This is a genomic window from Devosia sp. J20-27, from assembly GCF_055808595.1.
In genome coordinates, this window is record NZ_CM147875.1 from 3,429,672 (window position 1) to 3,454,791 (window position 25,120).

Annotated in this window: 21 protein-coding genes; 12 read left to right on the plus strand and 9 right to left on the minus strand. The window is 65.1% G+C overall.

The annotated features are described in order from the left end of the window. Nucleotides 1-198: 198 nt before the first annotated feature. From AC0L4C_RS17020 to AC0L4C_RS17055, 8 genes are all read left to right on the plus strand, one after another. On the plus strand, nucleotides 199-1,686 hold the full coding sequence (locus AC0L4C_RS17020) for a replicative DNA helicase (protein ID WP_473400899.1): 1,488 nt from the start codon (nucleotides 199-201) through the stop codon (nucleotides 1,684-1,686). Then, on the plus strand, nucleotides 1,686-2,825 hold the full coding sequence (gene alr, locus AC0L4C_RS17025) for an alanine racemase (protein ID WP_473400900.1): 1,140 nt from the start codon (nucleotides 1,686-1,688) through the stop codon (nucleotides 2,823-2,825). The genes AC0L4C_RS17020 and alr overlap by 1 nt, the downstream gene beginning before the upstream one ends. Before the next feature lie 18 nt (nucleotides 2,826-2,843). Further along, complete coding sequence (locus AC0L4C_RS17030; protein WP_473400901.1) at nucleotides 2,844-3,194, plus strand: hypothetical protein; 351 nt, start codon at nucleotides 2,844-2,846, stop codon at nucleotides 3,192-3,194. Nucleotides 3,195-3,287: 93 nt separating this feature from the next. Next, nucleotides 3,288-3,953: a 2'-5' RNA ligase family protein gene (locus AC0L4C_RS17035; protein WP_473400902.1), complete on the plus strand. Its 666-nt coding sequence runs from the start codon at nucleotides 3,288-3,290 to the stop codon at nucleotides 3,951-3,953. Between the two features lie 68 nt (nucleotides 3,954-4,021). Next, on the plus strand, nucleotides 4,022-5,416 hold the full coding sequence (radA, locus tag AC0L4C_RS17040; RefSeq protein ID WP_473400903.1) for a DNA repair protein RadA: 1,395 nt from the start codon (nucleotides 4,022-4,024) through the stop codon (nucleotides 5,414-5,416). Between the two features lie 859 nt (nucleotides 5,417-6,275). Continuing rightward, nucleotides 6,276-6,923 carry a CvpA family protein gene (locus AC0L4C_RS17045; protein WP_473400904.1) on the plus strand — a complete coding sequence of 216 codons (648 nt, stop codon included), beginning with the start codon at nucleotides 6,276-6,278 and terminating at the stop codon, nucleotides 6,921-6,923. Nucleotides 6,924-6,997: 74 nt separating this feature from the next. Further along, entirely contained in the window at nucleotides 6,998-8,488 is a 1,491-nt protein-coding gene (gene purF, locus AC0L4C_RS17050) for an amidophosphoribosyltransferase (RefSeq protein WP_473400905.1), read from the plus strand. Nucleotides 8,489-8,556: 68 nt separating this feature from the next. Then, nucleotides 8,557-9,291 carry an SDR family NAD(P)-dependent oxidoreductase gene (locus AC0L4C_RS17055; protein ID WP_473400906.1) on the plus strand — a complete coding sequence of 245 codons (735 nt, stop codon included), beginning with the start codon at nucleotides 8,557-8,559 and terminating at the stop codon, nucleotides 9,289-9,291. Nucleotides 9,292-9,295: 4 nt separating this feature from the next. Here the strand turns inward: AC0L4C_RS17055 and AC0L4C_RS17060 are convergent, their stop codons facing one another. The 4 genes from AC0L4C_RS17060 to guaA all read right to left on the minus strand — a co-directional run bounded on the left by AC0L4C_RS17060 (nucleotide 9,296) and on the right by guaA (nucleotide 14,674). Continuing rightward, nucleotides 9,296-10,573 (minus strand): hemolysin family protein, encoded by a 1,278-nt coding sequence (locus AC0L4C_RS17060; protein ID WP_473400907.1) that lies wholly within the window; start codon nucleotides 10,571-10,573, stop codon nucleotides 9,296-9,298. An 82-nt stretch (nucleotides 10,574-10,655) separates the two neighbouring features. Next, on the minus strand, nucleotides 10,656-12,083 hold the full coding sequence (gene der, locus AC0L4C_RS17065; RefSeq protein ID WP_473400908.1) for a ribosome biogenesis GTPase Der: 1,428 nt from the start codon (nucleotides 12,081-12,083) through the stop codon (nucleotides 10,656-10,658). A 30-nt stretch (nucleotides 12,084-12,113) separates the two neighbouring features. Beyond that, nucleotides 12,114-12,941 carry a tetratricopeptide repeat protein gene (locus AC0L4C_RS17070; RefSeq protein WP_473400910.1) on the minus strand — a complete coding sequence of 276 codons (828 nt, stop codon included), beginning with the start codon at nucleotides 12,939-12,941 and terminating at the stop codon, nucleotides 12,114-12,116. A gap of 161 nt (nucleotides 12,942-13,102) precedes the next feature. Further along, entirely contained in the window at nucleotides 13,103-14,674 is a 1,572-nt protein-coding gene (guaA, locus tag AC0L4C_RS17075) for a glutamine-hydrolyzing GMP synthase (protein ID WP_473400911.1), read from the minus strand. Between the two features lie 146 nt (nucleotides 14,675-14,820). Here guaA and AC0L4C_RS17080 point away from each other — a divergent pair, with 146 nt between their 5' ends. Then, on the plus strand, nucleotides 14,821-16,053 hold the full coding sequence (locus tag AC0L4C_RS17080; protein ID WP_473400912.1) for an acyltransferase family protein: 1,233 nt from the start codon (nucleotides 14,821-14,823) through the stop codon (nucleotides 16,051-16,053). A 9-nt stretch (nucleotides 16,054-16,062) separates the two neighbouring features. Further along, on the plus strand, nucleotides 16,063-16,641 hold the full coding sequence (locus AC0L4C_RS17085) for a DUF1349 domain-containing protein (protein ID WP_473400913.1): 579 nt from the start codon (nucleotides 16,063-16,065) through the stop codon (nucleotides 16,639-16,641). Here AC0L4C_RS17085 and AC0L4C_RS17090 read toward each other — a convergent pair. Genes AC0L4C_RS17090 through AC0L4C_RS17100 form a run of 3 tightly spaced genes read right to left on the minus strand, consistent with a single transcriptional unit; the run spans nucleotide 16,638 to nucleotide 18,868 of the window. Beyond that, nucleotides 16,638-17,123 carry a TspO/MBR family protein gene (locus AC0L4C_RS17090; RefSeq protein WP_473400914.1) on the minus strand — a complete coding sequence of 162 codons (486 nt, stop codon included), beginning with the start codon at nucleotides 17,121-17,123 and terminating at the stop codon, nucleotides 16,638-16,640. The two genes, AC0L4C_RS17085 and AC0L4C_RS17090, sit on opposite strands and share 4 nt — an antisense overlap. 33 nt (nucleotides 17,124-17,156) lie before the next feature. Beyond that, nucleotides 17,157-17,567, minus strand: coding sequence for a hypothetical protein (locus AC0L4C_RS17095; RefSeq protein WP_473400915.1), 411 nt, complete (start codon nucleotides 17,565-17,567; stop codon nucleotides 17,157-17,159). Further along, complete coding sequence (locus AC0L4C_RS17100) at nucleotides 17,567-18,868, minus strand: RsmB/NOP family class I SAM-dependent RNA methyltransferase (RefSeq protein ID WP_473400916.1); 1,302 nt, start codon at nucleotides 18,866-18,868, stop codon at nucleotides 17,567-17,569. Before AC0L4C_RS17100 ends, AC0L4C_RS17095 begins: the two co-directional genes overlap by 1 nt. 119 nt (nucleotides 18,869-18,987) lie before the next feature. Between AC0L4C_RS17100 and AC0L4C_RS17105 the strand changes: the two genes are divergently transcribed. Together AC0L4C_RS17105 and AC0L4C_RS17110 are read left to right on the plus strand one after the other, a co-directional pair. Then, on the plus strand, nucleotides 18,988-20,487 hold the full coding sequence (locus tag AC0L4C_RS17105; protein WP_473400917.1) for a helicase HerA domain-containing protein: 1,500 nt from the start codon (nucleotides 18,988-18,990) through the stop codon (nucleotides 20,485-20,487). A gap of 91 nt (nucleotides 20,488-20,578) precedes the next feature. Beyond that, entirely contained in the window at nucleotides 20,579-21,133 is a 555-nt protein-coding gene (locus AC0L4C_RS17110) for a dihydrofolate reductase family protein (protein ID WP_473400918.1), read from the plus strand. Nucleotides 21,134-21,186: 53 nt separating this feature from the next. Here AC0L4C_RS17110 and AC0L4C_RS17115 read toward each other — a convergent pair whose 3' ends face one another. Together AC0L4C_RS17115 and AC0L4C_RS17120 are read right to left on the minus strand one after the other, a co-directional pair. Continuing rightward, nucleotides 21,187-22,809, minus strand: coding sequence for an ABC-F family ATP-binding cassette domain-containing protein (locus tag AC0L4C_RS17115; protein WP_473400919.1), 1,623 nt, complete (start codon nucleotides 22,807-22,809; stop codon nucleotides 21,187-21,189). A 150-nt stretch (nucleotides 22,810-22,959) separates the two neighbouring features. Next, entirely contained in the window at nucleotides 22,960-25,020 is a 2,061-nt protein-coding gene (locus AC0L4C_RS17120) for a M3 family metallopeptidase (RefSeq protein WP_473400920.1), read from the minus strand. Between the last annotated feature and the right edge of the window lie 100 nt (nucleotides 25,021-25,120).

A 25,120-nucleotide genomic window follows, 5' to 3' on the forward strand; every position in this document is an offset into this window, starting at 1 on the left:
CCTGTACTGTTGGTCGGTCAGCTGCGGCTGCGACCCGATTCGCAACCGGCAGTGTCGGTTTCCCCCGCTTTCAACACTACCCACAGGAGACGGCCGGGAGGCAAATGATGTTGCCTTGATGGCGGCCTTTTCCAGTGCGGCGCCTGCTGCAAGTGGTTAAGGAATTCTTAGCGAAGACAGGAAAGACTCACAGACGACATGGCAGAGAACGTTCGGCGGCTCCACCCGGAAGAAGACAAGAGCTTTCGCCTCGCTCCACACAACGTGGAAGCCGAGCAAGCGTTGCTGGGCGCCGTGCTGGTCAACAACGAGGCGTTCTACCGTGTCTCCGATTTCCTGCTCGCCGACCACTTCTACGAGCCGATCCATCGCGAGATATACGAGGTCGTCGCCAAGGTGATCCGCGCCGGGCGGACGGCAACGCCAGTGACGCTCAAGACGCACCTGCCCGAAGCGCTGACCGCCGAAATGTCGATGCCGCAATACCTGGCACGCCTGGCCGCCGAAGCGACGACGGTCATCAATGCCGGCGACTACGGACAGACCATCTACGACCTCGCCATCCGCCGCAACCTGATCCAGATCGGCGAGGAGATGGTGTCGACGGCCTATCACTCGGAAGTCGAGGAGACGGCCAACAAGCAGATCGAGGAAGCCGAGAAGCAGCTCTTCGATCTGGCGGAAAAGGGCCGCTATGATGGCGGCTTCCAGCCGTTCAACGAAGCGCTCAAGCAGGCCATCACCATGGCCGGTGAAGCCTATTCGCGCGATGGCACGCTGTCGGGCACGGCGACCGGGCTGAACGATCTCGACCGGCTGATGGGCGGCCTGCAGCGCTCCGACCTCATCATCCTCGCGGCGCGTCCGGCGATGGGCAAGACCTCGCTGGCAACCAACATCGCCTTCCATGTCGCCAAGAACTGGAAGGGCGACGTGACCCCCGACGGACACCGCAAGACCGTCGATGGTGGGCAGGTGGGGTTCTTCTCGCTGGAAATGAGCGCCGAGCAGCTGGCGACGCGTATTCTGGCCGAACAGTCGGAAATCTCGTCGTCCGACATCCGCCGCGGCAATATTCACGAGAGCCAGTTCTCGCGGCTGGTGGATGTCTCCAACCTGATGGCGGCGGTGCCGCTCTATATCGACGATACCGGCGGCATTTCGGTGCAGCAGCTGGCGGCGCGGGCGCGGCGACTGAAGCGGCAGAAGGGCCTCGACCTGCTGATCGTCGACTATCTGCAGCTGCTCTCGGGCTCGTCGAAGAAGTCGAGCGAGAACCGCGTGCAGGAACTGACCGAGATCACCACCACGCTCAAGGCGCTGGCCAAGGAGCTCGAGGTGCCGATCATCGCGCTCAGCCAGCTCAGCCGTCAGGTGGAAAACCGCGACGACAAGCATCCGCAGCTGTCGGACTTGCGCGAATTGGGGTCGATCGAGCAGGACGCCGACGTGGTGCTGTTCGTCTATCGCGAGGAGTACTACCTCAAGAACAAGGAGCCCAAGGAGGGCACGCCGGAGCATCTGGCGTGGCAGGGCGAGATGGAACAGGTGCATGGCAAGGCCGAAGTGATCATCGGCAAGCAGCGCCACGGCCCGACCGGCACGGTGCAGCTCAGCTTTGAGGCGCAGTTCACGCGCTTCGGCAATCTGGCCAAGGCCGACTACCTGCCGGAAAGGATGGAGTAATGATGCCGGCACCGGCGGTGGCGACGGGATACGGAGCGCGCCTCACGGTCGATCTTGGGGCGCTGAAGCGGAACTGGCAGGCGCTCGACAAGGTCAGCCGCGGGGCGCTGACCGGCGCTGCGGTGAAGGCAGACGCCTATGGCGTGGGCCTCGTGCAGGCGTCGCGGGCGCTCTACCAGGCGGGCACCAGGTTCTTCTTTGTGGCAACGCCCGACGAGGGCATTGCGGTGCGCGCCGCGCTGCCCGACGACACCCATATCTTCATCCTCAACGGGCTCTACCCCGGCGCCGCGCCGCTCTATGTCGGTGAGCGGCTGATGCCATGCCTCTGCTCGATCCCGATGCTGGAAGAGTGGATGCAGGCGTGCCTCGCGCGCAACGAGTTGCTGCCGGCGTCGCTGCATTTCGATACCGGCATCAACCGCCTCGGCTTCCGCCTCAACGAGGCCGGTGTGGTCAAGCGGATGATCGATGAACTCGGCTATTCGCCGCAGATGATCATGAGCCATTTCGCCTGTGCCGATCAGCCGCAACACGAAAAGAACCGGACGCAGCTGGCGCTGTTCACCTCGGTGCTGGCGCAGTTTCCGAATGTGCCGGCCTCGATGGCCAATTCGGCGGCGCTGATGACCGGCCGCGAGAACCATTTCCAGATGGTGCGCCCCGGCATTGCGCTCTATGGCGGCCGCGCCGTGCAGGGCCGGCGCAACCCGATGTCGCCGGTTGTGACGCTGGAGGCGCCGATCCTGCAGATCAAGGAGATCCGCACCGGCGAGTCGGTCGGCTATGGCGCGCTGCAGACGGTGGCGCGGGACAGCCGGGTGGCGGTGGTCGGCATCGGCTATGCCGACGGCTTTTTCCGGCACCAGTCGAGCACCAACAGCCGGACCGGCGGACGCGTGGTGATCAACAACCAGTTCGCACCGGTGCTCGGGCGGGTGTCGATGGACATGACGCAGATCGACATTACCGACCTGGGCGAAATGCCCAATCCGGGCGACATGGTCGAGGTGCTGGGTCCCAACATTTCGATCGACGACCAGGCCGATGTCGGCAACACCATCGGCTACGAGATCCTGACCAGCCTGAAGGGCCGCTATTCGCGCAGCTATGTCGAGAGCGAGCCGGCTTCGGAGTAGCCAACGGCGGAGCAAGCGATGACCACCGACGCACAACGTCTCGCCATCATCCGCTTCGTCCACACCGCGATCTATATCGTGATGGCCTTCTCGACCTTCGTACTGCTCTATGCGGGGATCACAGGTGCGCAAGGCATCTGGCTATGGGTGGCGCTGGCCCTGCTCGCCGTCGAAGTCGTGGTGTTCGTCGGCAATGGCCTCAAGTGCCCGCTCTCGGCGATCGCGGTGCGGTACGGCGCCACCCGGGGACAGGTCTTCGACACCTTTCTGCCCGAGCGGGCAACACGATACACCTTCCGGTTTTTCGGCACCGTCATGACAGCGGGCCTGATCCTGCTCGTCCTGCGCTGGACCGGCGTGCTGGCGTAGGCGACGGCGGCCGGTGGTGAATTGTTCGCACTTTGTTCTTGTTCGACTCGGATGACCTGCTAGGTTTACCGGACCCACGAACTGGACGAGACCATGGCGCGATCGCATCCCGGTCAGCTATCGCTGTTTGACGATTTCAGGCCGCCGGCAGCCTTGCTGACAGCGGCCGAAGACCCCAATCCGGCCACCGCAGACGACACGGCGCCGGAGGCGTCCGGCGCCGCTGACACCCTGTTGCTGGCTGTGCTGCTCGGCGGCAAGTCGGCCGGCGCCATTCTGGCCATCGGCGAGTTGCTGGCGTCGCGGCACGGACTGACCGACCACCTGCTGGTCTCGGACCTGTTTCATGTCCCGCTGCTGCATCTGGGGTCGGCCGAGGATATCGAAACCGAGGAACTCGACCACATCGCCGCCTGCGGCGCGAGCATCGAGATGCGCCGCTTTGCGCTGGCGCTCACCGACGTCGAGAGCCAGATCGGCCCGGACGGACTGCATCCGGTGGTCGTCGGGTTGCAGTCGGTCGCCGAGATCGAGGTCCTGGCTGACATGCTGCGCGCCGGCCTGCGGGAGCGCGGACTGGGCTACCGCATCGAGACCGGCGAGGGACCGATGCTGGTGCTGGGCGAAAGCCCGAGCCTCGTGCCGCACGCGCCGCTGGCGCGGTCCGTCGAGGTGCCGGTGCGCGAGTTTGCACTGGTGCGCCACGTGGCCAGCGAGGGTCGCTACGAGTTGCTGCGCAAGTGGTCGCTGGCAGCTTAAGTTCACTCTTTGTTCTTGATGATCTGTCAGGGGTTGTCTAGAAACGTTTCTTTCCGGGGAGCAGTGCCGTGGCCAGGACCAAGACATCTTATGTGTGCCAATCGTGCGGTGCGGCGACGGCCCGCTGGGTGGGTCGTTGCGAGGCCTGCGGCGAGTGGAACACCATTGTCGAGGAGATCGTCGATTCCGGTGTCGGCGCCGGTCCCAAATCGGCAACGGCCAGTGGCCGCCCGACGCAACTGGTGCCGCTGTCGGGCGAGATCGAAAGCGCGGCGCGCGTTGTCACCGGGCTGGCTGAACTGGACCGGGTGACCGGGGGCGGCTTCGTCATGGGGTCGGCGGTGCTGGTCGGCGGAGATCCGGGCATCGGCAAGTCGACGCTGCTGCTGCAGGCGGCAGCAGCGCTGGCCAATTCAGGCAAGCGGGTGGTCTATGTGTCGGGCGAGGAAGCTATCGCCCAGGTGCGGCTGCGGGCACAGCGGCTCGGCCTCGGCGACAGCGAAGTGCTGCTGGCCAGCGAGACCAATGTCGAAATCATCCTCGCCACCCTGCAGCAGGGCCCTGCCCCGCATCTGGTGATCATCGACTCGATCCAGACGCTGTGGACCGACCGGGTCGATTCGGCGCCCGGCACGGTGACGCAGGTGCGAACCTCGGCACAGGCGCTGACCCGCTTTGCCAAGAAGTCGGGCGCGGCCGTGGTGCTGGTCGGCCACGTCACCAAGGACGGGCAGATTGCAGGGCCGCGCGTGGTCGAGCACATGGTCGACGCGGTGCTCTATTTCGAGGGCGATGCCAGCCACACCTTCCGCATCCTGCGCGGGGTCAAGAACCGCTATGGCGCCACCGACGAGATCGGTGTCTTCGAAATGTCGACGCTCGGCCTGCAGGAGGTCGCCAATCCGTCGGCCCTGTTCCTCGACCAGCGTGACCGCGATTCGGCCGGCTCGGCGGTGTTCGCCGGCATGGAGGGCACCCGCCCGGTACTGTGCGAAATCCAGGCGCTGGTGTCGCCGTCGCCCCTGGGCACGCCGCGGCGGGCCGTGGTGGGCTGGGAGTCCTCTCGTCTGTCGATGGTGTTGGCCGTGCTGGAAACGCGCTGCGGCGTGCGCATCGGCGCCAACGATATCTACCTCAATGTGGCGGGCGGACTGAAAATCAACGAACCGGCTGCCGATCTCGCGGTCGCAGCAGCGCTGATCTCCTCGCTCGCCGGTTCGCCATTGCCAGCCGATGCGGTCTATTTCGGCGAGATTTCCCTTGCCGGCGGGGTCCGCCCGGTGGTGCATGCCTCGCTGCGGCTGCGCGAGGCGCAGAAACTGGGGTTCAAATCGGCCGTCACCGGCCGGCTCGGCGCCGGCGACAAATCCGGCGGCATCGACGTCACCGAATACTCCGACCTCGCCGACCTCATTGGCCGCATCGCGGCCAAGGGACAGCCAAGACAGGAAGCGGCGGAATAAGCCGCCCTCAGTCTTCGCCAGTCTCGTGACCGTCACCCCTCATGGTGAGGCTCCTCATGGTGAGCCCTGTCGAACCACGAGGGGCTGCATCGGCGCCCGACCTTGCGGCGCACTCGACCTCGTCCTTCGACAGGCTCAGGATGAGGTCTCTCTGCCGTTGGTGCCCCTCACTTGCCACCCCACCGGATGTCATCCCGGCGTACGCCGGGACCCAGTATCCGCCGGCGCCTGCGGCACCCCACCGGCCTCTCCATCACCCTCCCCCTTGCGGGGAGGGTCGGGGTGGGGGCGAGAGCCACGATGGGTCATTCATCCCGCCGATATCACTCGCGCGCCGACGACACCTCCAAGCCACTGACGCAGCAGGATGATCCAGCCCCATCGTAAAACTTGTCCCCGCCCTCACCGCTGAGCGTACTCTATCCCCATCTCCCCGCGACGGACGGGAAGCGCGACGAACGCTTGCGGAGGGGACTGCCGGGAGGGGGAAGGGAGTCGTCTCACGCCCCTGGGCCAAGTGCACGGAGTTGAAAAGGGGCGGCAAGTCGGGCTCCAGTCTCCCGAAGCGCGGGACAATGCCACAAAACCCGGTTCCCCGAGGCGGCTACCGTCTCGTTATTATCATACCCAGAGACGGCAAGCGCCTCGGGGCCCGATCCAACTTCAGCAACCGGAGGCGGCAACGCCGGCCGGGCGGAGAGGCATGCCAGAGGGCGAGATTGACGTGGCGGGCACGGCACCACAGCGCTGCCGGGCATGCTTTCCGTGAACATCGGCAATGCGATGGCCGCGGCGACTTGGCAGAGGGAGGAGAAGCGGCTAAACGGGGATTGATTTCCCATGGGGCGGGCCTGAATCCATGTTGACCGCATTCGACGTCGGCGTCGGCGTACTTATCCTGATTTCGGCGATCCTGGCGACGGCACGCGGTCTAACCCGCGAAGTGCTGTCGCTGGCGACCTGGGCCGGCTCGGCGGCAATTGCCGCCTACATGTATTTCAACCACCTCGATTTCGCCCGGCAGTATATCCAGGAAGAGATCGTGGCGGACGTGGCGACGGTGGTCGGCAGCTTCATCGTGGCACTGATCGTGCTGCACGTGATCACCATGCGCATTGCCGACTTCGTGGTCGACAGCAAGATCGGGCCGCTCGACCGCACCCTGGGCTTCATCTTCGGGGTGGCGCGCGGCGTGCTGATCGCCGTGGTCGTGGTGGTGTTCGGCGAGTGGCTGCTCAACACCAACGGCCCGGGCGGCCAGGACAAGATGCCGAGCTGGGCCCGCGACTCCAAATCGCTGCCCTATCTGCAGGACACCGGCGACAAGCTGATTGCGGTGCTGCCGGACGATCTCGAGCAGCAGGTGACCAAGCTGCTGCAGCGCGGCGGCGATGCCGACGAGTTGCCGGTCAATGACGCCGTGCCGGCCGAAGAAGGTACGGATGCAGGCGAAGACGACTCGCCGCTGCCGCCGGTGGACGTGCAGGTGCCGCAGGCGCAGACCTGACGTTCGCTTGAACGCGTTGCTTTTTTTCTGCCGGGGCCGCATATGCGGTCCCAATCCGTTTCTGAAGGTGCGCAATGACCGAGATGTCCCGCGACCCGCTTGAGCTCGATGGCGACACACTCCATGAAGAGTGTGGCGTTTTCGGCGTTCTGGGCCACCCGGAAGCCGCAACGCTGACGGCGCTGGGGCTGCATGCCCTGCAGCACCGGGGCCAGGAGGCCGCCGGCATCGTCAGCTTCGACGGGCGGCAGTTCCATACCGAAAAACGCATGGGCCTGGTCGGCGACCACTACACCGACCCGGCGGTGCTGGCCCGCCTCCCCGGCTCGATCTCGATCGGGCATACCCGCTACTCAACGACCGGCGAAGTGGCGCTGCGCAATGTGCAACCACTGTTCGCCGAACTCGAGGAAGGCGGGATTGCCATTGCGCATAACGGCAATTTCACCAACGGCCTGACGATGCGCCGGCAGATCATCGCCACCGGCGCCATCTGCCAGTCGACGTCGGATACCGAAGTGGTGCTGCATCTGATCGCCCGCTCACGCCATACCTCGACCACCGACCGCTTCATTGATGCCATCCGGCAGATGGAGGGCGGCTATTCGATGCTGGCAATGACCCGCACCAAGCTGATCGCGGCGCGCGACCCGATCGGCATCCGGCCGCTGGTGATGGGCGATCTCGATGGCAAGCCGATCTTCTGTTCGGAGAGCTGTGCCCTCGACATCATCGGCGCCAAGTTCGTGCGCGATGTCGAGAATGGCGAGGTGATCATCTGCGAGATCCAGCCCGACGGCAGCATCAGCATCGACGCGCGCAAGCCGAAAAAGCCGACACCCGAGCGACTGTGCATGTTCGAATACGTGTATTTCGCCCGTCCGGACTCGGTGGTCGGCGGTCGCAACGTCTATGTGACGCGCAAGAACATGGGGCACAACCTGGCCCAGGAAGCGCCGGTCGAGGCCGACGTGGTGGTGCCGGTGCCCGACGGCGGCACGCCGGCGGCCATCGGCTATGCGCAGTCGAGCGGCATACCGTTCGAGCTGGGCATCATCCGCAACCACTATGTGGGCCGCACCTTCATCGAGCCGACGCAGTCCATCCGCGCCTTCGGGGTCAAGCTCAAGCACTCGGCCAACCGGGCGATGATTGCCGGCAAGCGCGTGGTGCTGGTGGACGACTCCATCGTGCGCGGCACCACCTCGATGAAGATCGTGCAGATGATCCGCGAAGCCGGCGCCACGGAAGTGCATATCCGCGTGGCCAGCCCGATGATCTTTTACCCCGACTTCTATGGCATCGACACGCCGGACGCCGACGGGCTGCTGGCCAACCGGTTCGACAGCGTGGAAGCGATGGCCAAATTCATCGGCGTGGACTCGCTGGCATTCCTCTCGATCGACGGGCTTTACCAGGCAGTCGGCGGCGAACCGCGCAACAATGCTGCACCGCAGTTCACCGACCACTACTTTACCGGCGAGTATCCGACGGTACTGACCGACCTCAACGGTCGCGGCGCCTATGGCTCGAAGACGATGGCAATGATGAAGGAAGCCAGCTGACGCGGTTTCCGCTTTCCCCCTCGTCGCTGCCCCGCTAGAAGGCTCGCAACCCAATTGCGAGCCTGATCATGACCACTGAAAATACCCTGTCCGACAAAGTCGTCCTCGTTACCGGGGCGTCGCGCGGCATCGGCTATCAGGCGGCCAAGGAGGCGGCGCGCCGCGGCGCGCATGTCATCGCCGTGGCGCGCACCGTGGGCGGGCTCGAGGAGCTTGACGACGAGATCCAGGCCGCCGGCGGCTCGACGACGCTGGTGCCGCTCGACCTGCGCGATGGCGACGGCATCGACCGGCTGGGCGCCGCCATCTTCGAGCGCTGGAAGAAGCTCGACGGCCTCGTGGCCAATGCCGGCATGCTGGCGACGCTGAGCCCGGTGCCGCATGTCGAGATCAAGGAGTTCGACCAGTCGATGGCCGTAAATGTGACGGCAAACTACCGGTTGATCCGCTCGCTGGACCTGCTGCTGCGGCAATCGACAGCGGGACGCGCCGTCTTCATCTCGTCATCGTCCGCCCGTTCGGCCAAGGCGTTCTGGGGCCCCTACGCTGCCGCCAAGGCGGCGCTGGAGGCGATGGTCAAGAGCTACGCGGCCGAGGTGGCCACCACCAATCTCAAGGTGAACCTCTATTATCCCGGTGCGGTGCGCACGGCGATGCGGGCCAAGGCGATGCCGGGAGAAGATCCCGATACGCTGCCCATGCCCAGCGCGATCGCCGGCGGCCTGATCGACATGATCGAGCCGGGATATCTGCACAACCGCATGCTGTTCGACCGCGAGAGCGGCGAGACGACAGCCGCCTGAGGCGCTAGCTGCGCTTGACCAGCACCTTGTCGATGCGGCGACCGTCAAGGTCGACGACTTCGAATGTCCACGGGCCACGCACAAAGGTCTCGCCGACCGCGGGCAGGTGATTGAGCTCGGCGAGGACGAAGCCGGCCACGGTCTCGAACTTGGCATCCTTGGGGATCGGCACGCCGATGCGGTCCTCGAACTCGTCGGCCTGCATCCAGCCCGAGACAAGGAAGCTGCCGTCGGCGCGCGTGACATAGGCCGGCTCGTCGCCCTCTTCTTCCTGAAACGCGCCGGTGATGGCCTCGAGGATATCCCCGGGCGTCACGATGCCTTCAAAATGGCCGTACTCGTCGAAGACGAGCGCCAGGTGGACGAGGGACGCGCGCAGCGCCTTGAGCACGTCGAGAGCGTCGGAGCGGTCCATGACCACCGGCGCCTGCTTGACCAGCGCGCGCGCATCGAGTGGGTCGCCCTTGAACAGCGTATCGAGCAAGTCCTTGCGCACGATGACGCCGACGATCTGGTCGTCGGAGAGGCCATCCTGCACCGGCAGCACCGAGTGACGGGTGGTCCGCAGCTTTTCGACGATCTCCTCCTGCGGATCGGCGAGGTCGATGACCTCGACATCGAGACGCGGCGTCATCAGGCCGCGCGCCGAGCGATCAGCAAAGCGCATGACGCCCGAAATCATGTGGCGCTCTTCGCTTTCGAGCACCCCCGCGCTTTCGGCCTCGGCGATGATGGTCTTGACCTCCTCGTCGGTGACCCGCTCGCCGGTGTCGCCGGCCTGGCCGAGCAGCTTGAGGAGGATGCGGCCGGAAACGTCGAGCAGCCAGACCACCGGCGCGCCGACCGAGGCGATGAACGCCATCAGCGGCGCGACGCGGGACGCCACGCGCTCGGGGTCGCGCAAGGCAATCTGCTTGGGCACCAGTTCGCCGACGATGAGCGAGAGATAGGTGATGATGATGACGACGATACCGACGCCCAGCGGCAGCGCGACGGCCGGGTCGGCGCCAGCCTCGATCAGCGCCCGGCCCAGCCGGTCGCCCAGCGTGGCGCCCGAAAATGCACCCGACAGAACGCCCACAAGGGTGATGCCGATCTGCACGGAAGACAGGAACTTGCCGGGGTTCTCGGCCAGCTTGAGGGCTGTGGTGGCACCCTTGTTGCCCTCGGCAGCGAACACCTTGAGGCGGGCGGGACGGGACGAAACCACAGCCAGTTCCGACATCGAAAGCAAGCCATTGACCAGCGTCAGAATGGCAACGATGAGGATTTCAACGAACAAGGCGCAACCGAAAATTGACTAAGGGACGCCCGTATATAGCCAATCGGGCCGGGACCCGAAAGTTCCGTCAGGGGCAGACGGATCAGTCTTTGTCAGCATAGGGATTCTTGCCGCCGCGCATCCACATGCGGATCGGCGTGCCCGGCATGTCGAAGGCGTCGCGCAGGCCGTTGACGAGGTAGCGCGAATAGGAGGCCGGCACGGCGTCGGGCCGGGAGGCAAAGACGATGAAGCTCGGCGGGCGGATCTTGGCCTGCGTCATGTAGCGCAGCTTGAGGCGCCGCCCCGATACGGCCGGCGGGGGGTGCCCTTCGGTCATGCCGGCCAGCCAGCGATTGAGGCGCGCGGTGGACACGTGGGTGTTCCACTTCTGCTCGGCCACGAAGATCGATTTCATCAGCCGGTCGAGATTGCGGCCCTGAAGCCCGGAAATGGTAACCAGCTGGACGCCTCGCAACTGCGGCAGGAGGCGGTCGCAAGCCTCGCGAAGATCGGCCAGCGCCTTGTTCTTGTCTTCGACGAGATCCCATTTGTTGACCGCGATCACCAGTCCCCGGCCCTCGCGCTCGACCAGATCGGCGAGCTGCAGGTCCTGCTTTTCGAACGGGATAGTGGCATCGAGCAGCAGCACGACGATTTCGGCATACTGGATCGAGCGCAGGGAGTCGCCGACTGCCAGATGTTCGAGCTTGCCGCTGACGCGCGACTTGCGCCGGATGCCGGCGGTGTCGACGAGATTGATCTTGCGCCCCTCGAATTCCCACGGAACGAGGATGGAATCGCGGGTGATGCCGGCCTCCGGACCGGTCAGGACGCGTTCTTCGCCGACCATGCGATTGACCAGCGTCGACTTGCCGGCATTGGGCCGCCCGACAATGGCGACGTTGAGATGGCGCCGCGGGTCCCAGCGCAGGGCCGGACCTTCCTCGGTGGAGCCGTCGTCCTCGGGCAGCTCGATCTCGACCTGCGGCAGGTCGATTTCCTGCAGCTCCTCGCCGGCGGACTTCTCGGCGGCCCTGTCGATGGCCTCGGAGACGATGCTGTGGAGTTCGGAGAGGCCGAGGCCGTGCTCGGCCGAGAGCGCGATCGGTTCGCCAAAGCCGAGCTTGAAGCCCTCGGTGATGCCGGGATTGGCCTCGCGGCCTTCAGCCTTGTTGGCGACAAGGTGCACGTCCTTGCCGGCCTTGCGCAGCACCTGGGCGAAGCGCTGGTCGAGCGGCACGACGCCGGCACGGGCGTCGTACATGAAGAGGATGACGTCGGCCTCGCGGATCGCCAGCTCGGTCTGCTGGCGCATGCGGTCCTCGAGCGAGCCGTCGGTCACGTCTTCATAGCCGGCCGTGTCAAGCACGCGGAATTTCAGGTCGGCAATATGCCCTTCGGCCTCGCGCCGGTCGCGGGTGACGCCGGGGGTGTCATCGACCAGCGCGATGCGCTTGCCCACCAGACGGTTGAACAGCGTCGATTTGCCGACATTGGGACGGCCGACAATGGCTACGGTGACACTCATCGTCGAATCCCTGTGCGCGCGCGGTCCGGCCTAGTTGCTGGCCGCAGCGCCCTCTGTCGTCGTCGCGGCATCGGCAGCCGGTTCGGTCACGTCGATTGCCGGCGCATCACCCACGGCTGCGTCACCGGCGGCAGGAGCGGCCTCGGTGGCCGAAACGGCGTCGTCGACGGCAGCTGCCGCAGCAGCGGCATCGGCCGAACTCTTGGCGCCCATAGCAGTCAACTGGGCAACGTAAACCTGAATGCGGCCGACCATTTCGCGGCTGCCGAGCGGATCGGCGAGGATTTCCTCGAATGCGACAACGGCTGCATCGAGATTGCCGGCCTTGTACTCGGCCAGACCAACGGTTTCGCGCGCGGCATTGCGCATCGGATTGCCGGCAACCGTCAAACCCTGGACGCGCTGCTGAACCTGAGCGACGTCACCTGCATCGACGAACAGATTGGCCGCAAAGACCAGCGCCAGCGACTTGATGTGAGGATTGCTCTCGGAGGTGGCGAGGGCATCGTAGGCGGCAATTGCCTCCTGGGTCTTGCCCTGCTCGGCGAGCAGGCCGGCCTCGCGGAAGCGGGCCAGCGTGGCATAGCCGGCCGGAGACGTCGCCTCTACATCGGCGAAAGCCTGCTGGGCAGCAGCCGCGTCGGAACCGTCAGCGATCTCGAGTGCGGCATAGAACTTGTCGGATGCAGCGGCCGACTGCGAGTTCTGCCACCAGCTCCAGCCTTCATTGACCGCGACCAGCAGCACGATCGCCACCGCCGCGCCGATCACATAGGGACCGAAACGCTTCCAGAGGGCCCGGAGGCGGTCACCGCGGAGCTCTTCGTCGACTTCGCGGAAGATCGTTTCGTTAGACATTTAAGGCCTTGGCTGGGTGGTCTGAATTCGGCGGCACAATAGTCAGGCGGTCTTTGGAATGCAAACGCCCAGTTTGTCACGCTCAGCGGCGCGCCCTGCCCTGAAACCGGGCCTCTGACCGGCCGCAGGACCTGCGGCGTCCGGCGGACGCTAGCGCCGCCTTACTCCCACTCGATGGTGCCGGGCGGCTTGCTGGTGACGTCATAGACGACGCGGTTGATGCCGCGCACTTCGTTGATGATGCGCGTGGCGGCGCGGCCGAGGAAGTTCATGTCGTAGGGGAAGAAGTCCGCCGTCATGCCGTCAACCGAGGTCACGGCGCGCAGGGCGCAGACGAATTCGTAGGTGCGACCGTCGCCCATGACGCCAACGGTCTGCACCGGCAGCAGCACGGCAAAGGCCTGCCAGATCTTTTCGTAGAGGCCGGCCTTGCGGATTTCGTCGAGGTAGATGGCATCGGCCTGGCGCAGGATATCGAGCTTTTCGCGGCTGACGCCGCCGGGAAGCCGGATGGCCAGCCCGGGCCCGGGGAACGGATGGCGGCCAACGAAGCGGTCGGGCAGCCCGAGTTCGCGACCCAGGGCGCGCACTTCGTCCTTGAAGAGTTCACGCAGCGGCTCGACCAGTTGCATGTTCATGCGCTCGGGCAGGCCGCCGACATTGTGATGCGACTTGATGGTGACCGAGGGACCGCCCGAAAAGCTAACGCTTTCGATGACGTCCGGATAGAGCGTCCCCTGCGCCAGGAACTGCGCGCCGCCGATCTTTTTTGCTTCCTCTTCAAAGACTTCGATGAAAAGGCGGCCAATCGTCTTGCGCTTGGTTTCCGGGTCAGACTCGCCCTCGAGGGCGCCGATGAACATGTCGGCGGCGTCCACGTGGACGAGCGGAATGTTGTAGTGATCGCGGAACATGGTCACCACCTCGGTGGCCTCGTTCTGACGCATCAGGCCGTGATCGACGAAGATGCAGGTCAGCTGGTCGCCGATCGCCTCATGGATCAGTACCGCCGCGACCGAGGAATCGACGCCGCCCGAGAGGCCGCAGATCACCCTGCCCGAGCCGACCTGCGCGCGGATGTTCTCGACGGCGCGCTGGCGGTAGGCGTGCATGGTCCAGTCGGAGGTCAGGCCGACGACCTTGTGGACGAAATTTGCCAGCAACTTGCCGCCATCGGGGGTATGGACCACTTCGGGGTGGAACATGGTGGTGTAGTAGCGCTTGTCTTCATTGACGGCGATGGCGAACGGCGCGTTCTCGGAGGTGCCGACGACCTTGAAGCCTTCCGGCAGTTGCGTGACGCGGTCGCCGTGGCTCATCCACACGGGATAGCGGCCACCGACCTCCCAGAGGCCGTCGAACAACGGGCTCGCCTCGAGGATTTCGACATCGGCGCGACCGAACTCGCGGCCATGACCGCCTTCGACCTTGCCGCCCTGCTGCAGGGCCAGGGTTTGCTGGCCGTAGCAAATGGCGAGAATGGGAACACCGGAGTCGAAGACGACCTGCGGCGCCCGCGGGCTGTTCTCGTCGGTGACCGAGGCCGGGCCGCCCGAAAAGATCACGCCCTTTGGCTGCATCCGCTCAAATGCCTCATCCGCCTTGAGGAACGGGTGGATTTCGCAATAGACGCCAGTCTCGCGCAAACGGCGCGCGATCAACTGGGTCACCTGCGACCCAAAGTCGATGATGAGAACGGATTCGGCGGGGATGGACGCGGCTGGCTCTGTCATGGGCGGGAGATAAAGCCAAGCCCGAGATTCCGCAAGTGAGCGCGAAGGGCTCGGCTTGCGGTTTTCCGCCGGGAATGCAGGATGCAATCGTTTTCAGGGCGCAGCCAGCCGACAAAGAGCGGCGCGCCAGATGTGGAGGGTGACCGATGGCCGAGAACCGACTGCTGGGGGCGGACTTCGTCCGCGCGGTGGCCTGCTTTACCGTGCTGTTTCACCATCTGGCGCAGCGGATGAAGTGGGATGCCAACCTGGGCCCCGGCATCGAGTGGTTCCGCGGCTTTGCGCAGATGGGCACGTTCGGCGTGGCGATGTTCTTCGTCCTCTCCGGCTTCCTACTGGCGCGGCCGTTCTGGAAAGCGCTGGATGCCGGTGACCCGATGCCCTCGCTCGGCACCTATGCCTTGCGGCGGGGCGCACGCATCCTGCCCGGTTTCTGGTTGGCGCTGACCGTGACGCTGGTGCTGTCGGTGACGATCTTCGGGGCGCGGCTCGATGCAGAGCTGCTGCTGCGCTACCTGAGCGGCTTTCTGCTGGTTGCCGACTGGCACTGGGTGACGTTCTTTCCGGTCGAGGTAAACGGGCCGCTGTGGTCGATCAGCTTCGAGGCAACGTCCTATCTCCTGCTGCCGCTCGGACTGGCAGCATTGTTTGCGCTGCGCGGCCTGACCGGCAGGGGCTGGCAGTCGCGCGGGCTCTGGCTGGCCGTCATCGGCGTGGTGCTGGTGGCGCACGTGCTGTTGATGCAGGTCTACCCGATCGACAACAGCCGCAGAGGCTGGGATTACGGGCTGATCGGCGGCGCCAAGTGGTGGATGCCGAAATACAATCCGCTCGCCTTCTTTGCGATGTTTGCCATCGGGGCACTCGCGGCAGGGATGCAGGTGCGGTGGGGTCGGATCCGGCACTGGGCGTTCGATGTCGCATCGCTGACCGCCATCGCCGCCACGCTCTGGGTAATCTACCTGCAGCTGACGTCGCGCGCCGATGCCAGCGGCTTTGGCTGGCTGGACATCCCCTATGCCTTTCCGTGGTTTCAGCTGACGATTGCAGCATTTCTGGCGACATCGCCGTCCAGCCTTCTGGTCGGCAAGGTGCTCGACAACCCGGTGACGCGCTACCTGGCGACCGTGTCGTTCGGCATCTATGTCTGGCACTATGTGGTGCTCGAACTGGTGCGCAAGTTCTGGGCGCCGGACATTGACCACGGCAGCATGGCCGATCCGGTCAAGTTCGTTGTGGTATCGGGCGTGATCACCGCCCTGAGCATTGCGGTAGCGCACATGTCGTTCCACCTGCTGGAAAATCCGGTGATGCAATGGGCGCGCCGGCGGGAAAAGGGCGGCAACGCCAGTGCAACACTGTCGCCGGCCGCGGGCTGAGGAGAGACCATGCCGAAAACTGGAGCAACTGCCTGGCGCAATGCCCCGCCGATGCACGAGGAGCGCGGTGGCACGCTGGTGGTGCGGACGGGCAAGGACACGGATTTCTGGAACAATACCTTCTACCGGTTCAGGCACGACAATGGCCATTTCCGCGCGACACCGGTGACAGGCGATTTCAGCCTGGAGGCGACGTTCTCAGCGGACTGCCAGCGCCTCTATGACCAGGCGGGTGCGATGCTGCGTGTCGACGACGAGAACTGGCTGAAGTGCGGGGTCGAGTTCACCGACGGCGCCATGCATTTTTCGGTGGTGGTGACGCGGGACGACCAATCCGACTGGAGCGTGATGCCCCTCGAGATAGCCACGACTGAGCCGGTGACGCTCCGACTGACCCGGCACGAGGAGGCTTTGCGCGTGCAATTGCGAGACCCCGAGGGGAACTGGCGCCTGGCACGGCTCTGCTATCTGCGCATGCCCGAGACCGTCGAGGTCGGACCGATGGCCTGTTCGCCGAAGGGCGAAGGACTGGAGGTTGAGTTCAGAAACATCGAATTCGGCGAGCCGATATCGCGCGACCTGCACTAGTTCAGCATGGCGATCGACAGGTTGAGCAGGCTGGCGAAGCCGACCCACAGTGCATAGGGCACGAATAGCCAGGCCGAGATACGGTCGCGGGTCCAGCGGCTGGCGATGAAGGCGACAATCAGCGCCAGGATCGCGGCAATGACGATGAATGCCGGCCACAGCAGGTGCAGCGTGAACCAGGTTGGCGACCACAGCCAGTTGAGCAGCATCTGGCCGTACCAGATCTTCATGCCCCGACCGCCAGGCTGCTGCAGGAAGGTGCGCCAGCCGGCAACGGCAATCATCACATAGAGCGCGAACCAGACCGGCCCAAACAGCCAGTTGGGCGGGTTGAAGGGCGGCTTTTCGAGGGTTGCGTACCACTCTCCCGGTGCAGTCGACACGCCAATGACGGCACCAACGCCGATCACGGCGGCGAGGAAGACGCCCAGCAACAGCAGGGAGCGCGGGGACTTGAGGTCAGACAGGGTGGGTGTGCTCATGCCTGCATGAACGAGCGAACGGGCCGTCAAGTTTCACTCGGTGAGCGTACAATCGGTGGCGAAATCCAGAGTGAACCGACCACCCTGCCCGTCCGCCCCGGCATAGACGATATCGACAAAGGTTTCATCGGCAGACCAGAGTGGATGGGCGTTGAGCAGGACGGGCCATTGCTCGGCGAGTTCGAAACTGCAGCCGTGCCGCAGCCGGGTGCCGTCGGGCTGGGTTTCGTCGAGAATGGCGACGCGACGGCACGCCGCTTCACCGCACGCCTCACCCAGTTCGATGGCAACTTCGCCGGAGGGCGCGATGAAGCGGTGCTTGGCGTCGGGCCCGGGAATGCCGAACCAGATGATCGAGCCGATGACACCAAAGAGCGCCAGGACACCTGCGATGAACAAGGCGGGGGCGACACCGAAGCGATCCAGAAACGACATGCCCGACATCAGGCCTCCGCGCTGCGCTGGGCCGTGAAGAAATAGAAGCCGTCGGTACCGGTGCTGAGCGGCGTGAGCAGAATGCCGCCTTCAGGGGTGAAGTGGGCCCGCGCCGTGCCGCCGGCAAAGAGCTTCATCCACAAGGTGTTTCCGGGGACTGCCTGAAAGTCTGGATGACGTTCGAGGAAGGCCTTGACCTGGTTGCCGTTCTCGTCCGGAAGGACCGAGCAGGTGATGTAGACCAGCACGCCGCCGGGCTTCACGAAGGCAGTACCCTGATCGAGGATGGCGCGTTGCTCATCGACGCGAGCCGCGAGTTGGTCGGGCGTCAGCTTCCACTTGGCGGTGGGCTGGCGGCGCCAGGTGCCCGAGCCGGTGCACGGGGCGTCGATAACGACGCGATCGATCTTGCCGACGAGGTCATCAAGGGCGCCATCGACGGGCGCGCGAACCTGCACGTTGCGGACGCCGCTGCGTTTCAACCGATCATAGATCGGCGCCAAGCGGTTGCGATCGCTGTCGAAGGCAAAGATCTGTCCCTTGTTTCCCATCGCCGCCGCCATGGCGAGGGTCTTGCCGCCAGCGCCGGCGCAGAGGTCGAGCACCTGTTCGCCCGGACGGGCACCAGCGAGGGTGCTGACGGCCTGGCTGCCCTGATCCTGGATTTCGAACCAGCCCTTGAGATAGCCCTCGTCGGTCTGGACGTTCGGTGTGCGGCTGTCGCGGGTACCGGCGGTGAGGCGAACGCCTTCGGGGGTGACCGGGCCCTCCTCAGGCGAGAAACGAGCCAGTGACTTCAAGACCTTGTCGCGACTGGATTTCAGCGTGTTGACGCGCAGGTCGAGAGGCGGCCGGTCGGCCATGGCCTGCGCTTCGGCGACCCAGGCGTCGCCGAGCGTTTCGGCCAAGGGCGCCGCGGTCCATTCGGGGACGTCGGCACGGACATGGTCTGGCGCCGCGTCGAGGGTGCTGTCGGCGAGCAGAGCCTCAACCTCCGGCACCGAGAGCGGCGCCGGCGCGTGGGTATCGGCGGCAAAGAGGTCGTTGAGTTCCTCAGGTGTCATTTCCCATTCGCGGACCACGACACTGAGGACCAGAGCGCGCGGGTCATCCGAGCCCATGGCATGGGCATGCGAACTCCTGCGGCGCAGCACATCGTAGACGAGGTTGCCGATGGCGGCGCGGTCGCCGGCGCCGGCAAAGCGGTTGGCCAGCCCCCAGGCCTTGAGGGCTTCGGACACCGGACGCTTGCGGGCGTCGATGTCGACGAGAATCTCGATGGCGGCGGATATCCGGCCGGGGAGGCGCATGTCGTTTCCTTGAGGTTTGCGCTTCCCTACCCCGTCGCCGCTCGAGTTGGTAGCCCCCAAGCTGTGGGCAGATGCAGAAGGCATCCGCCGGGGCCAGCGAATCGGCTAGGGGATGAGGCATGAAGGTGGCTATCGACATGGGCGCGTCGGCGGGCGGAAGCGCGACGCTCGATCTGGAAGAGTTGCTCGCCACACGCCTGCTGGTGCAGGGCAATTCAGGCTCCGGCAAATCGCACCTGCTGCGGCGCCTGCTGGAGCAGAGCGCCAGCTGGGTGCAGCAATGCATCATCGATCCGGAAGGCGATTTCGTCACTCTGGCCGACAAGTTCGGGCATGTGGTGGTGGATGCCGAGCGCAGCGAGACCGAGCTGACGCGGATAGCCGGCCGGATCCGGCAGCACCGGGTGTCGGTGGTGCTCAATCTCGAAGGCCTCGACGTCGAACAGCAGATGCGCTGCGCTGCGGCCTTCCTCGGCGGGCTGTTCGATGCCGATCGCGACCACTGGTACCCGATGCTGGTGGTGGTCGACGAAGCGCAGCTGTTTGCCCCGGCTGTCGCCGGCGAGGTCTCGGACGAGGCGCGCAAGCTGTCGCTGGGCGCGATGACCAACCTGATGTGCCGCGGCCGCAAGCGCGGGCTGGCCGGGGTGATCGCCACGCAGCGGTTGGCCAAGCTGGCCAAGAACGTCGCGGCGGAAGCCAGCAACTTCCTGATGGGACGGACATTCCTCGATATCGACATGGCGCGTGCCGCCGACCTGCTCGGCATGGATCGCCGGCAGGCCGAACAGTTCCGCGATCTGGGGCGCGGCAAGTTCGTGGCGCTGGGGCCGGCGATCTCCAAGCGTCCGCTGCCGGTGACCATTGGCGACGTGGAAACGCAGGCGCGCTCGTCCAGTCCCAAGCTGATGCCGCTGCCCGAGGCGCGGCCCGAAGAGGCACGGGACCTGATCTTTACTGCCGGGCCCGACGAGCCGAAGCTGCCGTTGCGACGTCCGCCGCCGCCAGCGCCGCGGCCGACCGCCGATATCCTGTCGCAACTGGCGCAGCCCAGGCCGGTGCCGCAGCCAGCGCCGGAGGCTGACCAACCGCAGGTCGATCCGGCCGAGCGGGATGCGCTGATCGACCGGGTTCTCAAGGAAATTCTCGAAGACCCTGACGCGTCGTTTCGCACGGTCGCGGTGCTCTATCAGGATTTTCTGGTGCGTTGCCGGATCCGGCGCGTGCCGGGGGAACCGATCAACCTGTCGAGCTTCCGGCAGAAATTTGCCGTGGCGCGGGCCGGGGTGGATGCGGCGACGGCGGAGAGCGGACAATGGCAGCAGGCACTCGATCTGGCGGGATCGCTGGCCGATGACATTCAGGGCGTGTTCCTGATCATGGCGCAGGCGGCGCTTGGCAAGGCGCCCTGCCCGTCCGACGTCACGCTGGCCCGGGCCTATGGCACGCATTCGCTGAGCCGCGCCCGGCGATTGCTCGGTTATTTCGAGGAACGTGGGCTGATTGTGGTGCGCACCGACTTCAAGGGGCTGCGGATCGTGGCTTTCCCTGAACTTGATGCCGAAACGGCCCCGGGTGATCCAAACCGCGCCGAGGACGCGCCAGTGGCGGCCGAGTAGCAGTTTTCTTGCTGCGGCGTGTCGATCCTGGGGATGGATAATCGTCGTGTCGATGAGGGCCGCCACCGAGCCCGGACATGAGGATCACAGCATGCGCAAGGTTTCCGCCGGTTTCTTCCACTCCGTCGATGGTGTCATCGAGGCACCCAATCTCTGGCAATTCGACGCGTTCGACGCCGAACTCGGGGCAGAACTGGGCAAAGTCATGGGCGCCGTCGATACGGTGCTGATGGGCCGGGTCGGCTACGAGCAATGGGCGGGCTACTGGCCGACGGCGACAGCGGACGGAGATTTCGCAGGCTTCATCAATGACGTGCCCAAGCATGTGGCATCCAGAACCCTGAAGCCGGACGATGTCACCTGGCAGAATGCCGGCCTGATCGAAGGGGATGTCGAGGCATTCGTGCGTGAGCTCAAGGCCAAAGATGGTGGCGAGATTGCCGTGATGGCTGGCGTCTCGCTGGCGCGGCAGCTGCTGTTCGCCGGGTTGCTGGACAGCCTGACGCTCATCACCCATCCGGTGATCGCCGGCAGCGGAAAGCGCATGTTCGAGGCCGGTGATCCGCAGACGCGGCTTGAGCTGCAGTTCACCTCGAGGACCAGCAAGGGCAATGTGCTCTCGACCTACGGGCTTCGCGCCGGGTGAGTCTCTGAGGGGGCCTCACGAGGGCATGAGAGGCTGCTGGACAGGAGGCGCTGTCAGCTACGCAGACCGGGGGCTTCCTGGCCGGTACTCTGGACATATTCGGTGTAGCCGCCGCCGAAGGTATGGATGCCCTCCGGGGTCAGTTCGAGGACGCGGTTGGAGAGCGCGGCCAGGAAATGCCGGTCATGCGAGACGAAGAGCATGGTGCCCTCGTACTGGGCAAGCGCCGCGATCAGCATTTCCTTGGTGGCAATGTCGAGGTGGTTGGTCGGCTCGTCGAGGACGAGGAAGTTGGGCGCATCGAAAAGCAGCTTGGCCATGACAAGGCGGGCCTTCTCGCCGCCGGAGAGGATCCGGCACTTCTTTTCGATCTCGTCGCCGGAAAAGCCGAAGCAACCGGCCAGCGTGCGGAGGGTCGACTGCCCGGCCTGTGGGAAGCTGTCTTCCAGTGATTGATAGACCGTCCGGTCGCCTTCGAGCAGGTCCATGGCATGCTGGGCGAAATAGCCCAGCTTGACGCTGGGACCGCGCGAGATGGTGCCCTGATCGGGCTCGACGCTGTCGGCCACGAGCTTGAGCAAGGTGGATTTACCAGCGCCGTTGACGCCCATGATGCACCAGCGTTCGTTGCGGCGGACGTGAAAGTCGAGACCCTCGTAGATGGTCTTGCTGCCATAGCGCTTGTGGACGTTCCGGAGCAGAACGACATCCTCGCCCGAGCGCGCCGGCGGGCGGAACTCGAAGGTGATGCTCTGGCGGCGCTTGGGAGGCTCGACCTTGTCGATCTTGTCGAGCTTCTTGACCCGGCTCTGCACCTGGGCGGCGTGGCTGGCCCGGACCTTGAAGCGCTCGATGAAGGCGATTTCCTTGGCCAGCATGGCCTGCTGGCGATCGAACTGGGCCTGCATCTGCTTTTCGGACAGGGCCCGCTGCTGCTGGTAGAACTCGTAATTGCCGGAGTAGCTGATGAGCGACCCGCCATCGATCTCGACGATCTTGTTGACGATGCGGTTCATGAACTCGCGGTCATGCGAGGTCATGAAGACGGCGCCCTCATAGCGCTTGAGGAAATCCTCGAGCCAGATCAGGCTTTCGATGTCGAGGTGGTTGCTCGGTTCGTCGAGCAGCAGGGCATCGGGGCGCATCAAGAGGATGCGGGCGAGCGCCACGCGCATCTTCCAGCCACCGGAGAGAGCGCCGACATCGCCGTCCATCATCTCGTCGGAAAAGCCGAGGCCAGACAGGACTTCGCGCGCCCGTGCCTCGAGGCTGTAGCCATCGAGCTCCTGAAACTGTCCCTGCACTTCGCCGTAGCGGGTGATGATCTCGTTCATCTCGTCGGCACGATCTGGATCGGCCATCGCAGCCTCGAGTTCGGCCATCTCGCCGATCAGGGCGCCAGCGGGGCCTGCACCCTCCATGACTTCAGAGACGGCACTGCGGCCAGACATGTCGCCGACATCCTGGCTGAAATAACCAATCGAGGTGCCACGGTCGACCGAGACCTGTCCCTCGTCGGGCTGTTCCTCGCCGGTGATCATGCGGAAGAGCGTGGTCTTGCCGGCACCATTGGGACCGACGAGGCCGATCTTTTCGCCCTTCTGCAGCGCCGCGGACGCCTCGATGAAAACGATCTGCTTGCCGTTCTGCTTGCCGATGGATTCGAGGCGGATCATGAAACGCGGACCTTGAGCAAAGTTGCGGCCCGCGCAGGGCGGGCCGGGGAGAGGCGCCGGTAAATCATTGCCGGGCTGGATGCGCAAGCCTTCGCGGTAAACGGCACTGGTATGACCGGTTCAGCATGCAGCCCGGCCGGACCGACGCAGCTACCGGGCGACGTCGCCTTCCAGACCAACCATGGGCGACAGGCCCCTGCCCTCGAGTAAGCCGGCAATGTCCGGATCGCGGCCGCGGAACAGACGGTAGGCCTCGGCGAAGTCGCGCGAGCCGCCGCCGGAATAGATATAGGTATAGAGGCGCTCAGCGGTGGCCGGATCAAACGGGTCGCCGGCCTCCTCAAAGGCACCAAATCCGTCGGCATCAAGCACTTCGGACCAGAGGTAACTGTAGTAGCCGGCGGCGTAGCCATCGCCGGTGAAGAGGTGGAGGAAATGTGTGCTGGCATGGCGCAGGGCGATTTCGGGCGGCATGCCGATCTGCTCGAGCGTGCCGGCCTCGAGGCTGTCGACCTCGATGTCGCGGTCAGCACTGCCGGAGTGGTAGTCCATATCGAGCATGGCCGACGAGACGAACTCGACGGTTTCAAAGCCGGTATTGGCCTTGCGGGCGGCCTTGAGCTTGTCGAGCAACGCCTGCGGGACAGGCTCACCAGTCTTGTAGTGCACGAGGCGGGCGAGGACCGGGGCGGTCTCGAGCCAATGCTCGTAGATCTGCGAGGGCAGTTCGACGAAATCGCGCACGACACTGGTCCCTGAAATGCGCGGATAGGTGACGTTCGAGAGCAGGCCGTGCAGGCCGTGTCCGAACTCGTGGAACAGGGTGCGGGCCTCGTCGAGCGAGAGCAGCGCCGGCTGGCCCTCGGACGGCTTGATGAAGTTGCAGGTGTTGACGACAAGCGGTAGCACCTCGCCATCGAGCTTCTGCTGGTCGCGGAACGAGGTCATCCAGGCGCCGCTGCGCTTGGACGGGCGGGCGAAATAGTCGCCGTAGAAGATGCCGATGGACTTGCCGGCGCGCTGGACTTCCCAGACGCGGACATCGGGATGGTAGCCGGGGATATCGTCGCGAGGAATGGCGCTGATGCCAAAGAGCCGGCAGGCGGTGTAAAAGGCCGCCTCGATGACCCGATCGAGCTCGAGATAGGGCTTGATCTCGTTCTCGTCGAAATCATAGCGGGCGAGACGCAATTGTTCCGCGTAGTAGCGCCAATCCCATGCCGCGAGGGCAAACTTGCCGCCCTCCTCCTTCACAAGAGCCTGCAGGGCGTCGCGATCGGCCATGGCGCGATCGCGGGCGGGCGACCAGACCTGTTCGAGCAGTCCTCTCGCGGCCTTTGGCGTGCCGGCCATGCTGTCAGCGAGCTTGTAGTGCGCGTAGCTGTCGTAGCCGAGGAGTGCGGCGAGTTCGGCACGCAGCCGGACGATCTCGGTGACAACCTTGCGGTTGTCGTTGGCGTTGCCGTTGTGACCGCGGCTGACGAAGGCGCGCCAGACCTTTTCGCGCACGTCGCGGTTGCGGGCGAAGTGGAGGATGGGCTCGACGCTGGAGCGCGACGTGGTGGCGGCGAAGGGGGCGTTGAGACTGCGGTCGCGGGCGGTCTGGGCGGCGGCGCTGCGGGCCGAGTCCGGCAGCCCCTCGACCTCGGCCTCGGTCAACGCGAAGACGGTCGACTTTTCGTCGGCGAGGACATTCTGGCCGAAGGTGGTGCCCAGAACGGCAAGCCGCTCGGTGATGGCGCCGAAGCGCTGGCGGTCTTCGACCGAGAGATTGGCGCCGGAGCGGATGAAATCGAGGCGATAGCGCTCGAGGACACGCAGGGCCTCGGGGTCGAGGCCAAGAGAGGAGCGCTGCTGGTAGAGGGTGTCGACGCGGGCGAAGAGACCGGCGTCCAAATAGACCTCGTTCCAGTGCCGGGCGAGGACGGGCGACATGTCACGCTCGACAGCCTGCAGGGCATCGCTGGTATCGGCGGAGGCGAGCTGGGAGAAGACCATATCGACCCGCTTGAGCAGTGCACCACTGCGCTCCATGGCGGCAATGGTGTTGTCGAAGGTCGGTGCGGCGGGGTCGGCGACGATTGCGGCAATTTCCTTCCGGTGGGCCTCAAGCGCCGCGGTGTAGGCCGGCTGAAAGTGCTCGGTGAAAATGGCCTGGAAGGGCGGCGTGCCGAATGGGGTGGTCCAGGTTTCGAAGAACGGGTTGGTCATGAGGCACTCCTAGCTGGCGGCGGACAGTATGCGATTGGGCAAGTGGGGCAAGGCCATGATGCAATGAATGGAAATGAATTGTAGTACGGGGATAGCGCCT